General features: G+C 64.2%; 13 protein-coding genes. 8 read left to right on the forward strand and 5 right to left on the reverse strand.

Annotated features, from left to right (window positions below):
- The first annotated feature begins 32 nt into the window (after positions 1–32).
- Positions 33–1,064: a trans-3-hydroxy-L-proline dehydratase gene (locus FZF13_RS14140; protein WP_024926624.1), complete on the forward strand. Its 1,032-nt coding sequence runs from the start codon at positions 33–35 to the stop codon at positions 1,062–1,064.
- A 44-nt stretch (positions 1,065–1,108) separates the two neighbouring features.
- On the opposite strand, the gene FZF13_RS14145 is transcribed toward FZF13_RS14140, so the two are convergent.
- A complete protein-coding gene (locus FZF13_RS14145; RefSeq protein ID WP_024926625.1) occupies positions 1,109–1,669 on the reverse strand; it encodes a helix-turn-helix domain-containing protein in 561 nt (186 codons plus the stop codon).
- Between the two features lie 254 nt (positions 1,670–1,923).
- Here FZF13_RS14145 and FZF13_RS14150 point away from each other — a divergent pair, with 254 nt between their 5' ends.
- The 7 genes from FZF13_RS14150 to FZF13_RS14180 all read left to right on the forward strand — a co-directional run bounded on the left by FZF13_RS14150 (position 1,924) and on the right by FZF13_RS14180 (position 11,871).
- Positions 1,924–3,666 carry an ABC transporter substrate-binding protein gene (locus FZF13_RS14150; RefSeq protein WP_024926626.1) on the forward strand — a complete coding sequence of 581 codons (1,743 nt, stop codon included), beginning with the start codon at positions 1,924–1,926 and terminating at the stop codon, positions 3,664–3,666.
- A gap of 68 nt (positions 3,667–3,734) precedes the next feature.
- Positions 3,735–5,588: an ABC transporter ATP-binding protein gene (locus FZF13_RS14155; protein ID WP_024926627.1), complete on the forward strand. Its 1,854-nt coding sequence runs from the start codon at positions 3,735–3,737 to the stop codon at positions 5,586–5,588.
- Complete coding sequence (locus FZF13_RS14160; RefSeq protein WP_024926628.1) at positions 5,585–6,553, forward strand: ABC transporter permease; 969 nt, start codon at positions 5,585–5,587, stop codon at positions 6,551–6,553. Before FZF13_RS14155 ends, FZF13_RS14160 begins: the two co-directional genes overlap by 4 nt.
- A complete protein-coding gene (locus tag FZF13_RS14165) occupies positions 6,550–7,503 on the forward strand; it encodes an ABC transporter permease (RefSeq protein ID WP_024926629.1) in 954 nt (317 codons plus the stop codon). Before FZF13_RS14160 ends, FZF13_RS14165 begins: the two co-directional genes overlap by 4 nt.
- An 8-nt stretch (positions 7,504–7,511) precedes the next feature.
- Complete coding sequence (locus tag FZF13_RS14170; RefSeq protein ID WP_024926630.1) at positions 7,512–8,816, forward strand: alpha/beta fold hydrolase; 1,305 nt, start codon at positions 7,512–7,514, stop codon at positions 8,814–8,816.
- 24 nt (positions 8,817–8,840) lie between these two features.
- Positions 8,841–10,661, forward strand: a complete 1,821-nt coding sequence (locus FZF13_RS14175; RefSeq protein WP_204367425.1) for an aminopeptidase P family protein — start codon at positions 8,841–8,843, stop codon at positions 10,659–10,661.
- A gap of 67 nt (positions 10,662–10,728) precedes the next feature.
- A complete protein-coding gene (locus FZF13_RS14180) occupies positions 10,729–11,871 on the forward strand; it encodes a M24 family metallopeptidase (protein WP_024926632.1) in 1,143 nt (380 codons plus the stop codon).
- 64 nt (positions 11,872–11,935) lie between these two features.
- Here the strand turns inward: FZF13_RS14180 and FZF13_RS14185 are convergent, their stop codons facing one another.
- From FZF13_RS14185 to FZF13_RS14200, 4 genes are read right to left on the reverse strand one after another with little or no spacing between them, the layout of a single operon-like run.
- On the reverse strand, positions 11,936–12,913 hold the full coding sequence (locus FZF13_RS14185; protein WP_024926633.1) for a branched-chain amino acid ABC transporter permease: 978 nt from the start codon (positions 12,911–12,913) through the stop codon (positions 11,936–11,938).
- Between the two features lies 1 nt (position 12,914).
- Entirely contained in the window at positions 12,915–13,796 is an 882-nt protein-coding gene (locus tag FZF13_RS14190) for a branched-chain amino acid ABC transporter permease (protein WP_024926634.1), read from the reverse strand.
- A gap of 3 nt (positions 13,797–13,799) precedes the next feature.
- Positions 13,800–14,510, reverse strand: a complete 711-nt coding sequence (locus FZF13_RS14195; protein ID WP_024926635.1) for an ABC transporter ATP-binding protein — start codon at positions 14,508–14,510, stop codon at positions 13,800–13,802.
- Positions 14,503–15,279, reverse strand: coding sequence for an ABC transporter ATP-binding protein (locus FZF13_RS14200; protein WP_051504802.1), 777 nt, complete (start codon positions 15,277–15,279; stop codon positions 14,503–14,505). Before FZF13_RS14200 ends, FZF13_RS14195 begins: the two co-directional genes overlap by 8 nt.
- Between the last annotated feature and the right edge of the window lie 8 nt (positions 15,280–15,287).

The following is a 15,287-nucleotide window of genomic DNA, read 5'->3' on the forward strand; positions in this document are numbered from 1 at the left end:
GCGGTTTCGGTCCTTCCGGAGAGTTCGTTCCGATGCGTAGCACGAAGACAATTCATGTGATCTCGGCTCATGCCGAGGGCGAGGTGGGGGACGTCATCGTCGGTGGGGTCACGCCGCCGCCGGGCGACACCATCTGGGAGCAGAGCCGCTGGATCGCGCGCGACCAGACCTTGCGCAATTTTGTCCTGAACGAACCGCGCGGCGGTGTGTTCCGTCACGTCAATCTGCTGGTGCCGCCGAAGCACCCGGAAGCGGATGCGGCCTTCATCATCATGGAGCCGGAGGACACGCCGCCGATGTCGGGGTCGAACTCGATCTGCGTTTCGACGGTACTGCTCGACAGCGGCATCCTGCCGATGCGGGAGCCGGTGACGGAAATCACTCTGGAAGCGCCCGGCGGTCTCGTCCGGGTGCGGGCGGAATGCCGGAACGGCAAGGCCGAGCGCATCCATGTGCGCAACCTGCCGAGCTTTGCCGAGCGGCTGGACGCCAGGCTGGAGGTCGAAGGGCTGGGCACGCTCACCGTCGACACCGCCTATGGCGGCGACAGTTTTGTCATCGTCGACGCCGCGGCCCTGGGTTTCGCCCTGAAGGCGGACGAGGCGGGCGACATTGCCAAGCTCGGCGTGAAGATCACCAATGCGGCCAACGCCGCGCTCGGTTTCCACCATCCCGAGAACCCCGACTGGAAGCATTTTTCTTTCTGCCTGTTCGCCGGCGCCGTCGAGCGCACGGCCGAGGGCCTGCGCGCGGGAGCGGCCGTCGCGATCCAGCCCGGCAAGGTCGATCGTTCGCCCACCGGCACGGCGCTGTCGGCGCGGATGGCGGTGCTGCATGCCCGCGGCCAGATGGGGCTCGAGGATCGCCTGACGGCGGTTTCGGTGATCGGCTCGACCTTCACCGGCCGCATTGTCGGCACCACGGAAGTCGGCGGTCGCCCGGCGATCCTGCCGGAAATCTCCGGCCGCGCTTGGATCACCGGCACGCACCAGCACATGCTCGACCCCGACGACCCATGGCCGGAGGGCTACAAGCTGGCCGATACCTGGCCGAAGAAATCATAGGCTGCGCAAACAATCCTTCGCTGCCGGTGCCGGCTTGGCGATCCTCAAGGGAAAAACGGCAATGTGCGGACCCAGAGCTCAAGCGTCGTCTCGTTGCCCAATGTCGCTGACCTGTGCGGGAGGTGAGACTGAAAATGCATAGAGTCCCCCTTGTTCAGGATATGACGGGCGCCATCCACCTCGAGCAGGATGCTGCCTTCGAGGACGTAGACAAAATCCTCACCCTCATTGCGCATGAGTTCGGACATGTGGCCGGGGGGGCGACGCACCAAGGAGGGGTTCAGTTTGGCGCCCGGGAACCCCTGCCCGAGCAGCTCGTAGGTTCGCCGTGCGTCACCGAGGTTGAACGGCTCACGCTCGCCCGGCCGCGAGACCGCTCCGGACTGGCGTGTCGCGTTGACGAAGGCATCGACGCTCGTCCCCAGCGCCTCGGCGATGTTGCACAATGACGATAGCGACGGTGTCGATGTGCCGCGTTCGATCTGGGAGAGGAAGCCGATCGACAATCCGACCCGCTCCGACACCTGTTGCAACGTCATGTCGATGGCACGGCGGCGGCTGCGGATCTTTTTTCCGAGGGAGGTCCCCGTGACCTGATCCGCCACGGCGTTCTCCCTGGTTTTTGGTTTTGTAGGCATGCGGAAACTCTCTGCGGGTGCTGGTTGCCGATCGCAATTATGCGGCGGAGCCTGGCGCAATGTCGATGAACGGCTCGAACATATGCACCAGATCACCGGCGTCGCGACGCAAATTTTCCTTACTGCAGAAATTTCACGACTTCACTTAAATTTCTTTTGCATAACCTCAATTTTTGAGTAACAGACTGAATGATCAATGCTGGTGCTCATGGGAGGAGCGTATGCGCATTCGTGGTGGTTCGACGTCGTTTTTGGCTTTGATGGTGCTGGCCGGCACGCTTTCGATAGGAAGTGTCCAGGCGCAGGAGCCGCAGAAGGGAGGGACGCTGCGCATTCTCGCGACCGGCGAACCTGACCACATGGACCCGGCGCTCGCGGGCATGGTGCCGACCAACAATCTGATGCGCGCCATTTCCCGGCAGCTGATCAGCTACGAGGCTTCGAGCGATCCGACTATCGCGATCAAGCCTGTCGGCGATCTGGCGACGGATGTGCCGCAGCCGACCGACAATGGCCTGACCTACACGTTCAAGCTGCGCCAGGGTGCGCTGTGGAACGCGCCGTCCGGGTCGCGCCAGATCACCTCGGCCGACGTGAAGCGCGGTTTCAAGCGCTTGTGCAACCCGCATATGCAGGCGGCGACGCTTACCTATTTCACAGCACTGATCTCGGGGCTCGGTGAGTTCTGCGACGGCTTCGCGAAAGTCGAACCGACCGCGGCGGCGATGAAGAAATACATCGAAGAGAACGATGTGAAGGGCATCGAGACCCCGGCCGACGATACCGTCGTGATCCGGCTGAAGGAGCGCGCCGGCGACTTCATCTATATGCTGTCATTGCCGATGCCGGCGCCGGTGCCGGTCGAGACGCTCGACTATGTGCCCGACAGCCCGGAATACCGCGCACATTTCATCGCCAGCGGCCCCTACACGATCGGCGATTATACGCCCGACACCAGCCTGAAGCTGGTGCGCAACCCCGCCTGGAAGGCCGAGAGCGATCCGCTGCGCAAGGCCAATGTGGACGAGATCGAGATCACCATGGGGCTCCAGCCGGACGCCATCATGCAGCAGCTGCAGTCGGGCGACGCCGACCTCGCTTATGACATCAATGTTCCGACCGCCATTCTCGCGACCTTCGTTGCCAATGGCGACGAGAAGCTGACCGCCATGTCGGCGGGCAACACCAACTTCCTGTTCATCAATACGGTGTCGGGCAACAACAACGGCGCGCTGAAGGACCTCAGGGTTCGCCAGGCGCTGCAATATGCGGTCGACAAGGTGGCAATCTCGCAGCAGTGGGGTGGTCTGACGGTGGCCGAACCGGTCGGTGGCATCTTCGGCCTCGGTGTCTTGGGGCACCACAAGTTCGACCTCTATCCCTCGCAGGATTCCAAGGGCGATCCGGAAAAGGCGAAGAAGCTTTTGGCCGAGGCCGGCTTCCCGAATGGCATCACGCTGAAGATGCCCTATCGCAACAAGGATATGGAGGCGACCACCGCCGCCACCATCCAGGCCAGCGTGGCGCGCGCCGGTATCAAGCTGGAACTCAGCCCGGTCACGGCCGCCGATTATTATTCCAAGTTCATGACCAATCCGATCAACACCAAGGAAGGCAAATGGGACATCGCGCCCGTTGGCTGGACGCCGGATTGGGTCGGCGGTGCCGCGCGTTCCGTGTTCCAGCCGCAGTTCACCTTCGACGGCACGCACCAGACCTACAACTACACCGACTACAACAATCCCAAGGCCAATGAGATCGCGGCGCAGGCGATCAACGCCACCACGCCGGAAGAGACCGGCAAGCTGTGGGCGCAGGTCGATGAGATGGTGATGGCGGACGCTCCGGTTGTTCCGCTGATCGCCAACAAGAACCCGCGCTATCGCAGCGGGGCGGTCAAGAACTACCTGCCTTACGCGCTCGGCGTCGAAGGCGACTGGACCAATATCTGGCTCGAACGCTGAGCTTAGAGAAAATCGGTCGGCGCCGGATCGCGGCGCCGACTTACCATCCGGCGTGAGCGAGGTATTGCGTGGCTATTCTCGAAGCCAGGGGACTGACGGTCGACATCCCGACCGAGGACGGCGTGATCCATGCCGTGCGCAACGTCTCGTTCTCGGTGAAGGCGGGCTCGCTTTTCGGCATCGCCGGCGAATCCGGCTCCGGCAAGAGCGTGCTCACGCAGGCGATCGTCGGCCTGCTGCCGAATGCGGATATCGGCGGTCAAGCCTGGTTCGAAGGACGCGATCTGATCGGGCTGCCGCCGCAGGAGGTTCGCAAGCTGCGCGGCGGGCGCATCGGCATGATCTTCCAGGATCCGCTTTCGTCCCTGCATCCTTATTACACGATCGGCGCTCAGATCGCGGAAGCGCTTTATCTCCACGAGAAGATCGATCGCCGCGACGCCAGGGCGCGTGTCATCGACATTCTCGGCAAGGTGGGCATCCCGTCTCCGGCCGACCGCCTGGACGACTATCCGCATCAATTCTCCGGCGGCATGCGCCAGCGCGTCATGATCGCCATGGCGCTGATCCTGAAGCCTTCGCTGGTGATCGCCGACGAGCCGACGACGGCGCTCGACGTGACCGTGCAGGCGCAGATCGTCGCGCTGCTCGATGCCATGCGGCGGGAACTCGGCACGACGGTGATCCTGATCACCCATGATCTCGGCCTCTTGTCGAGCGTGGCCGACGATGTGATGGTCATGTATGCGGGGCATCGCATGGAATACGGCAAGGGAGCGGCGGTTTTCCGTTCGCCGGCGCATCCCTATACGGCTGGCCTGCTCAGGTCGTCTCCCGCCAATTATTCGCCCGGTTCCGAACTGGTGCCGATCAAGGGGCGGCCGCCCAGCCTGCTCGCCACCCCGGCCGGCTGCGTGTTTGCCCCCCGATGCAGCGATGCGTTGTCGGATTGCGCCGTGCAGCCGCCGCCATTGCGCGTCTACAGTGACGGGGTCGAATCCCTGTGCTGGCGCGAGGAGGGGGCGAGCGCCGCGCCAGCCATCGCCGCGCCATCGCCGCCCGCGAAGAAAGAGAATGGACGGGCGGCGGAGCCGGTCGTGGCGGTGAAGGACGTTCACCTGACCTATCAGGTCGGCAGCTTTTTCGGGCCTCGCCGTTCCTTGGATGTGCTCAAGGGCATCGACCTCACGGTCGAAAAGGGCGAGACCGTCGGGCTTGTCGGCGAAAGCGGTTGTGGCAAGTCGACCCTGGCGCGGGTCATTGCGGGGCTGACCCGCGCGAGCGGCGGCTCGGTCAAGCTGCTCGGACAGGATATCGGCGCACTGGATGGCGCGCGCTGGCGCGATATGCGCCGGAACGTGCAGCTCGTCTTCCAGGATCCGTTCGGCTCGCTCAATCCGCGTCGCCGCGTCGGCTCGATCATCGGCGATCCATATCGCCTGCATGGCGAAGCCCATGGCGAGGAGCGCAAACGCAAAGTACGGCACCTGATGGAGATCGTCGGCCTCAACCCGGAACACTACAACCGGTTTCCATCGGAATTCTCCGGCGGCCAGCGGCAACGTATCGGCATTGCAAGAGCGCTGGCCCTCAACCCGTCGCTGATCATCTGCGACGAACCGGTCTCTGCCCTCGACGTCTCGGTGCAGGCGCAGGTGCTGAACCTGTTGCGGCGCCTGCAGCGCGAGCTCGACCTCACCTATCTGTTCATTTCGCACGATCTCTCCGTCGTGCGGCACGTATGCGACCGCATCGCCGTCATGCAGGGCGGCCGCATCGTCGAACTGGCCGGCGCCGAAGAACTCTTCGCCAACCCGCGGCATCCGTACACCCGAACCCTTTTGGCGGCCTCGCACGCGCCGCCGGTTCTGGCGGGCGCGTCCGATCGCAGCTTGCGTGAAATGCGGATGGTCGCGTCATGAGCGAGATGGCATCGAACAACGTTGCGTCGGAAGCGGAAGTCGTCCAGCGCGGTTCGCTGGAACTGACGCTGCGGCGGCTGTGGCGCGACAATGCAAGCGTGGCGGCGTTCGGCGTCATCATCGCGGTGGTGCTGCTGGCGATCGTAGCCCCCGCAATCGCTGCCCTGACTGGTCATTCGCCGATCGAGCAGTTTCGCGACATCGGCCTGTCTCCCATGGGCATTCCGGTCGGGCCGGGCGCCGATTTCTGGCTCGGCAGCGATCAGCTCGGCCGCGACGTGCTGGTGCGGCTCGCCTATGGCGCGCGCGTGTCGCTGCTGGTCGGGGTGCTGGCCTCGCTGGCCGCCTCGACCGTGGCGGTGATCGTTGGCGTGACCGCGGGCTATTTCGGCGGCTGGGTTGACACCTGCCTCAGCCGGCTGACCGACCTTGTCATGAGCGTGCCGTTCCTGCTGTGCGCGCTCGCCCTGGTGTCGGCCTTCGGCCCAAGCCTTCTGCTCAGTGTCATCGTCATTGTCTTCTTCAGCTGGGCACCGATGGCACGCGTGATCCGCAGCCAGGTGATTTCGCTCGCCCGGCAGGATTTCGTGCAGGCGAGCCGGTCGCTGGGCGCTGGCCCGCTGTCGATCATGGTCATCGACATCCTGCCCAATCTGTCGGTGCCGATCATCGTCTACACGACCATGCAGATCCCCAATTCGATCGTCTTCGAGGCGACCTTGTCCTTCCTCGGCATGGGTATCGTGCCGCCGACGCCGAGCTGGGGTGGCATGCTGGCCGACGCTTCCTCCAACTCGCTCTATCTCGTCGCGTGGTGGATGGTGTTCGTGCCGGGTACGGCGCTGCTGTTGACGACGCTGGCCTTCAACATCCTGGGCGACGGACTGCGCGACGCGCTGGACCCCAAAAGCGCCCGTACGGCGCGCCGGCTGCGCCGGAAAAGCAAGGGAGCGGCGAAACAATGATCCGTTTTCTCGCCCGTCGCATTCTCTTCGGTGCCGGCGTCCTCCTGGCGCTCAGCGTGTTCGTGTTCTTTCTGTTCTTCGTTGCCCCGGGCGATCCGGCGCGCATGATCGCCGGCGACAAGGCCACCGAGGCGCAACTCGTGCTGATCCGGAAGAACCTGGGTGTCGACCGGCCCCTCATCGAGCAATATGGCAGCTTCGTCGCCAAGGCGGTGACCGGCGATCTCGGCTTCTCCTACCGCAACCAGCAGCCGGTGGCGCAGATCATCCTGCGCCGTATCCCTGCGACGCTGTCGCTGGTTGCCGGCGCCGTCCTGCTGTGGCTGGCCATCGGCATTCCGATCGGCATTAGCTCGGCGCGCAACGCCGGCAGCCTGCGCGACCGGCTTGGCCAGGCCTTCATCCTGATCGGGCTGAGCTTCCCGACCTTCGTGCTTGGCATGATGTCGCTCTACCTGCTTTATTTCCTGCCCAAGCAGTCCGGCTTCACGCTTTTTCCGGCTGGCGGATACAAGGCGCTTACAAGCGATCCTGTCCTGTGGGCGTGGCACCTGATGCTGCCCTGGACGACGCTGGCGCTGACCATGGCTGCGGTCTATGCACGGCTGACGCGCGGGCAAATGCTGGAGGTGATGGGCGAGGACTATATCCGCACCGCCCGCGCGAAAGGCGCCAGCGAACGCACCGTGGTGTGGCGGCATGGCATGCGGGCCGCCCTCACGCCGCTGGTCACGCAGTTGGGCGCCGATATCGCGCTGCTTCTGGGCGGCGCCATCGTCATCGAACAGGTCTACGGGCTGCAGGGTGTCGGTGCCTTGGCGGTGCAGGCGGTCAACAATCAGGACCGCCCCATCATCATCGGCGTCGTGCTGCTTGGCGGTGTCTTCATCGTGGTGGCCAACATCGTCGTCGACCTGCTCTATGTTCTTCTCGATCCCCGCATCCGTTGAGATCAGCCATGCCCATTGCCGAATACACCATCCCCGGAATGTTGGTACGCGACCATGTGGTTGCCGTTCCCCTCGACTGGTCGAAGCCCGATGGCGCCGCCATCGAGGTATTCGCGCGCGAGATCGTCGATCCGGCGCGCCGATCCGAGGATTTGCCGGTCCTCTGCTTTTTGCAGGGCGGTCCCGGAGGCAAGTCGCCACGGCCGACACGCGGATCGCCGGCATGGCTGGCGGAGGCGCTGAAGACGCACCGCGTCGTCCTGCCTGATCAGCGTGGTACCGGGCGCTCGACGCCGATCGAGGCGGCCGACATGGCCCGGTTCGCGGATGGCGAGGCGGCGGCCGACTATCTCGCGCATTTCCGGGCCGACTCGATCGTCGCCGATTTCGAGCATGTCAGGAAAGCGCTTTTTTGCGGCAAGCCCTGGGAAACGCTCGGCCAGAGCTATGGTGGCTTCCTGACGATGACCTATCTCAGCCAGGCGCCGGAAGGGCTGGCCGCATGCTACGTGGCCGGCGGGCTGCCCAGCCTCGACCCGTCCGCCGACGAGGTCTACCGCAGGACCTATCCGCGGGTCGTGGCCAAGAATGCCGCCTATCAACGCCGTTACCCGCAGGATGCGGCGCGGCTGGCGGCCATCGCGGATTTTATCGACAGCAATGATGTGCGCCTTGCCGACGGCGACCGCTTGACGGTCAGGCGGCTGCAGACGATCGGCCTCGACCTCGGCATGGGCCCCGGCTTCGAGAACATCCATTGGCTCGTCGACGAGGCTTTCCATGGCCCGAAACAGGACCGGCTGAGCGAAGGGTTCCTGTCGAGCGTCATGGGCCTCACCGCCTTTCGCGGCGGTCCTTTGTTTGCCGCCCTGCACGAGGCGATTTATGCGCAGGGCGAAGGGGCGACGAACTGGTCGGCTGAGAGGCTGCTCGGCGATTTCCCGGAATTCGACGCCAGGCGGCGGCCGCTGCTTTTCACCGGCGAGATGATCTACCCGTGGATGTTCGAGGAGATCGCCGCCCTTCGGCCGTTCAAAGCGGGTGTCGATGCACTGGCGCAGCGCCGGCAGCACAGCCAGCTCTACGACCCGGCGCGTCTCGCCGCCAACGACATTCCGCTTTCCGCCGTCATCTACCATGACGACATGTTCGTCGATGCAGAGCTGTCGCTGCACACGGCACGGCATGTCGGCAATCTCGACTTCTGGATCACCAACGAGTTCGAGCATGACGGCATCAGGCAGGCCGGAACGGTGTTTCGCCGCCTGGTCGACATGGTTCGCGACAAGGGCGGGCCGCGCGCGGCCGCATAAAACACAAGAACGAAATCACACTCCATGAAATCGACTATGAATGAAGCGGCGACGCGTCTCGTTCGCCTGCGCAGCTGGATGGCCGACGCCGGCCTGGACGGGCTCATCGTGCCGCGCACCGATGCCTATCAGAGCGAAATCACGGCCGCGCATGACGATTGCCTGGCCTTTATCTCGGGTTTCACTGGTTCGGCCGGTCTCGCGTTGATCCTGCGCGAGCGAGCGCTGATCTTTGTCGACGGGCGCTACCAGGTCCAGGTTCGCGGCGAGGTGGATCTGGATGCCTTCGAGGTGCGGCACCTGCGCGACGAGCCCATCGACCGATGGCTGGAAGAGAGAGCCCAACCGGGCTGGCGCATCGGCATGGACGGCATCAAGACGGCCTTCACGCTGCATGACAGGCTGGACGCGGCATTGACGAAGCGCGGTGCATCGCTTGTTCAGACCGGCAGCGACCCGTTCGACGCGGTATGGGATGACCGGCCGCCGCAGCCACTCGGGACCATCCGCGCCATGCCCGTGGCGGCATCCGGCGAGACTTCGATCAGCAAGCGCCGGCGCATCGCCGGGAAATTGCGCGAGATGGGAGCGGATTGGCTGATCGAGACGTTGCCGGACAACATTGCCTGGCTGCTCAATGTGCGCGGCTCCGATGTCGAGATGAACCCGGTGCCGCATTCGTTCCTCGCGCTTGGCGCGGATGGGACGGTGGAGTGGTTCGTCGATGCCCGCAAGCTCGGCAATGATCTGGCCGCCTATGAAATAGCCGACGTGACACTGACGTCACCGCAGCGTTTCCTCGACCGGATTGCCGAAATTTCGGTGAACAAGGTGGCGGTGATCGATGCGGATTTCGCGCCGCATGCGGTGCGCGCCGCGCTTGAGGCCGGCGGCGGTACCATTACCCAGACCAGCCCGGTTACGCTGGCGAAGGCAATCAAGACCGGAGCCGAACTCGAAGGCTATCGCTGCTGCCATGTCGAGGACGGCGTGGCGATGACCGATTTTCTAGCCTGGGTGATGCAGGAAGCGGGCAGGCGGCAGACGGCCAGCCCGTTGACCGAACTCGAGGCGGAGGCGCGATTGCTGGCCTTCCGCCGGGAGCGGCCGGGCTTCATCGAGCCAAGCTTCCGGACCATCTCGGCGGCGGGCGCCAATGCCGCGATGTGCCACTATGCGGCGAAGCCGTCGACCAATGCGGTGATTGACGGCCGGGCGCCCTATCTGGTCGATTCGGGCGGGCAATATCTGACCGCGACGACCGACCTGACGCGGACGCTGATGCTGGGCGAGCCGAGCAACGACATGCGGGTGGCCTACACGGCCGTGCTGAAAGGATTCCTGTCGCTGATGTCGGTCCGCTTTCCGACTGGGACGCAGGGCCACCAGATCGACGCCTTCGCGCGGCGCGCGCTTTGGGATGTCGGTCTGGATTACGATCATGGCACCGGCCATGGTGTCGGCCACAATCTGCTGTTGCACGAATATCCGCACCGCTTTGACAAGAGGCCGAACCTCTACGGGCTGGAGCCGGGCAACATCATGACCGTCGAACCCGGCTACTACAAGGAAGGCGTCTTCGGCATGCGGGTCGAAAACCAGGTCGAGGTGGTGGCTGACGGTCCGGGTTTCTGCCGCTTCGCCTCGCTCACGCTCGTGCCCATCGATCTCGCCATGGTTGAGCTCACGCAACTGACCCCGCAAGAGACGCGTTGGCTCGACGACTATCATGCGCGCGTCAGATATACGCTCGAGGAACTGGTGCGGCCGGAAACACTGCCTTTCCTCATCGAACAGACCCGCCCGATGGCGGAACGTCGGCGGGACATAGCCACCGGCGCCTGATGCAATCCATAAGGGGCGGCGGGATCGTCGATTTTATTGCCCTTTTAGCCTCGACCCAGGAGTTCACATGCCTCTCTCAGCCCGTCCGCCACAGATTTCCGTCGCCGAAAGGCAGCAGCGGCTTCAGAAACTGCGCGAGAACATGGAAGCTGCCGGCCTCGCCGCCGTTCTGCTCGGTTCGACCGAGAGCCTCCGCTACTTCACCGGCCTTGTCTGGCACCAGAGCGAGCGGCTCCTGGGAGCGCTGGTGACACCTAGCGGGCTCACCTACATCGTGCCTGCTTTCGAGCGCAGCCGCGTCGAGACGCTGCAGCATGTCGCTGGCGACATCGCGACCTGGGAGGAAGAAGAGAGCCCCTCGGCACTGGTGCGGTCTCTCGTCGGCGCCAAGGGCCGCGTCGGGCTGGACGACGCCCTGCCGCTGTTCATCTACCACGCGCTTGCCGAGAGCCTGGGAGCCGAGCGGCTCGCCAACGGCACGCGCCTCCTTCGCGACCTGCGCCTTTGCAAGTCGGCGGCGGAAATCGCGCTGATCCAATACGCCATGGATCTCACGCTTGAAGTGCACCGGCGCGCGCATGCGATCATGAAGCCGGGTATCCGGGCCTCCGAGGTGGTGCGCTTTGTCGACGAACAGCACCGGGCGTTGGGAGCATCGGGCGGTTCGACCTTCTGCATCGTATCCTTCGGCGAGGCGACCTCGCTACCGCACGGCGCCGACGGCGACCAGGTGCTGGAGAAGGGACAACCGATCCTGGTCGATACCGGCGCGCGGATCGAGGGTTACCATTCCGACCTGACACGCAGCTACATGATCGACGAACCGGACGCGGATTTCGCGCGCATCTGGCACATCGAGCGGGAAGCGCAGCAGGCCGTTTTCGACAGCGCGCAAATTGGTGCCCCTTGCCGCAGCCTCGACGACGCGGCGCGCGCGGTGCTTCAACGTCACGGCTTGGGTCCCGACTATCGACTGCCGGGTCTGCCGCACCGGGCCGGGCACGGCCTCGGGCTGGAAATCCACGAGGAGCCCTACATCGTGCGTGGCAACGAGATGCCGCTTCGCCCGGGCATGTGTTTCTCGAACGAACCGATGATCGTCGTTCCCGGTCGCTTCGGCATCCGGCTGGAAGACCATATCTTCATGACGGAGGACGGGCCGCGCTGGTTCACGAAGCCCGGCAAGGGGCCGACCGAACCATTTGCGTAAGTCGGGGGTGGGCCGCTGCTGACCTCTCAGGAAATGTGCTTGCGGCGTCCGCTCTCGGTCTTTCTTAGTTTGTCCCCGTTGAGCGGCGGCGCTCCAGCCATGCATAAATCTCGCCGACGATGCCGCGCCGGAAGATGAGGACACAGATCATGAAGATCAGCCCGGTCGCGATGGTGACCGGGAAATCCGATGTCGCCAAAAGGTTCTGCAGCGCGACCACGAAGCCGGCGCCGAAGATCGGCCCGACCATCGTGCCGATGCCGCCCAGCAAGGTCATCAGGATGACCTCGCCGGACATCTGCCAGGCGACGTCGGTCAGCGTGGCGAACTGGAAGACCAGTGCCTTGATCGCGCCGGCGAGGCCCGCCAACGCCGCCGACATGACGAAGGCGGCCAGCTTGTAGTTCTGCACCGAATAGCCGAGCGAAATGGCCCGGCTTTCATTCTCGCGGATCGACCGCAAGATCAGGCCGAAGGGCGAATTGACGATGCGCCAGACGAAGAAGAGGCCGACCAGGAAATTGGCGGCGACGAAATAATACATGGTGTGTTCGTCGCGCAGGTCGAAAATGCCGAGGAAGGTTCCGCGCGGCACGCCCTGGATGCCGTCCTCGCCGCCGGTGAAACGGGCCTGGACGCAGAAGAAATAGAACATCTGCGAGAGCGCCAGCGTGATCATGGCGAAATAGATGCCCTGACGGCGGATGGCGAAGAAGCCGATGACGAGGCCGAGCAGCGCGGCTCCGGCAACGCCAATGAGAATGCCGATTTCCGGCGAAACGCCCCAGACCTTGACGGCATGCGCGGTGAAATAGGCGGCGCCGCCGAAGAAAGCGGCGTGGCCGAAGGAAAGCAGGCCGGTATAGCCGAGCAGAAGATTGAAGGCGCAGGCGAACAGCGCAAAGCACATCATCTTCATGACGAAGATCGGGTAGACGAAGAACGGCAGAGCCAGAAGCGCCACGATGCCGAACCCGATCAGGATCATTTCGGCGTGGTTCGCGGTTCGGCCCTGGGGCGGCTGAGCGGTTGCGTCGGCCATATCAGGCATCCTTTCCAAACAGGCCGGCGGGTCGGATGAGGAGCACGATCGCCATGATGACGAAAATGACGATGCTGGAGGCTTCCGGGTAGAACACCTTGGTCAGGCCTTCGGCGAGGCCGAGCATATAGCCGGTGACGATAGCGCCGAGGATCGAGCCCATGCCGCCGACGACCACGACGGCGAAGACGATGATGATGAGGTTCGAACCCATCAGCGGGCTGACCTGATAGACCGGGGCAGCCAGGATGCCGGCCAGCCCGGCAAGACCTGCGCCAAGGCCATAGGTCAACGTCAGCAGCACCGGCACATTGACGCCGAAAGCCTGCACCAGCTTGGGGTTCTCGGTGGCGGCGCGCAGATAGGAGCCGAATTTCGTTTTCTCGACCAGGAGCCAGGTGCCGAGACATACGACGAGCGAGGCGACGACCACCCAGCCGCGGTAGATGGGCAGGAACATGAAGCCCAGATTGACGCCACCGGCCAGCGCTGGCGGCACCGGATAGGGGTTGCCGGAAACGCCGTAGACGTATCGGAACACGCCCTCGATCACCAGCGCCAGGCCGAAGGTGAAGAGCAGGCCGTAGAGCGGGTCGACATCGTAGAGCCGCGACAAGGCGAGCCGCTCGACGACGACGCCGAACAGCGCCACCGCCAGCGGTGCCAGGATCAGCGCCGGCCAGTAGCCGATACCAAGCTTGGCGAGGATCAGATAGCCGATGAAGGCGCCCAGCATATATTGCGCGCCATGCGCGAAATTGATGACGCGCAGCAGGCCGAAGATGATGGCCAGGCCGAGCGAGAGCATGGCGTAGAACGAGCCGTTGATCAGCCCGACCAGCAACTGTCCGGCGAAGGCCTGGATGGGGATGCCGAAGATCATCGGTCAGACTCCCAAAACGTCATGCAGTTCGCCCATCCGGTTGTCGAGGTCGCCAACCGGAAACTCGGACAGCACCTTGCCGTGCTCCATCAGATAGAAGCGGTCGGCGATGCGGCTGGCGAAGCGGAAATTCTGCTCGACCAGAAGGATGGTCATGCCGCGGCGCTTCAATTCAGCCAGGAGTTCGCCGATGCGCTGCACGATCACCGGCGCCAGTCCCTCCGTCGGCTCGTCGAGCAGGATGGTGCTGGCGCCGGTGCGCAGGATGCGCGCGATCGCAAGCATCTGCTGCTCGCCGCCGGAGAGCTTGGTGCCGGGGCTGTTGCGTCGCTCCTTCAGATTGGGGAACAGTTCGAAAATCTCATCGACACCCATGCCGTCCTTGGCCACCACCGGGGGCAGCATCAGGTTTTCGTCCACGGTCAATGTCGAGAAGATGCCGCGCTCCTCGGGCACATAGCCGATGCCGGCGCGCGCGGTGTGGTGCAAAGGCAGGCGGATCAGGTCCTTGCCGGCGAACGACACTTGGCCGGTACGCTTGCGGATGAGCCCCATGATGGCGCGCAGCGTCGTCGTCTTGCCGACGCCGTTGCGGCCGAGCAGCGTGACCGTCTCTCCTTGATGGATGTCGAGATCGACGCCATGCAGCGCATGGCTCTCGCCATACCAGGCGTTCAAGCCGCGCACCGAAAGCAGCGGACCCGCGCTATTCATGCTCGGTCCCCATATAGGCGACACGCACGCGCTCGTCCTTGCTGACCGTGTCATAGTCTCCGGCCGCCAGTACCTGGCCGCGCTGCAAGACCGTCACCCAGTCGGCGATGTCCGCGACAACGGACAGATTATGCTCCACCATCAGCACGGCACGGTTCTCGGCTATCGAGCGGACCAGCCTGGAGATCGTGCCGACATCCTCGTGCCCCATGCCCGCCATCGGCTCGTCGAGTAGCAGCACCTTGGGGTCGAGTGCCAGCGTGGTGGCGATCTCCAGCACGCGCTTGCGCCCATAGGAGAGGTCGGAGGCCAGCCTATGTCTGGCGCTGTCCAGGCCGACTGCGTGCAGAAGCTCCATCGCCCTCGGCGTCAGCCGGTCGAGCGTGGAGAGCGAACGCCAGAACTGCGTGGCCAGTCCGTTGGGCCGCTGCAGCGCCACCCGAACATTGTCGAGCACGCTGAGATGCGGAAAGGTTGCCGATATCTGGAACGAGCGCACGACGCCCATGCGCGCCACCTTGGCCGGCGCAGTCCTGGTGATGTCGATACCGGCGCATGTGATCGTGCCCGCGGTCGGCTGCAGGAACTTGGTTAGAAGGTTGAAGACGGTCGTCTTGCCGGCGCCGTTGGGGCCGATCAGGGCATGTATCTTGCCGTGATGGACGTCGAGATCGACATCCTTCACGGCAACAAAACCGGCGAAATCGCGCCGCAATCCACGCGCCGACAGGATCGCCGGTTCAGGGCTCGGTTGGGGTTCGGTACTCAACGATGCCT

The sequence above is a fragment of the Mesorhizobium terrae genome (assembly GCF_008727715.1).
Taxonomy (GTDB): domain Bacteria; phylum Pseudomonadota; class Alphaproteobacteria; order Rhizobiales; family Rhizobiaceae; genus Mesorhizobium; species Mesorhizobium terrae.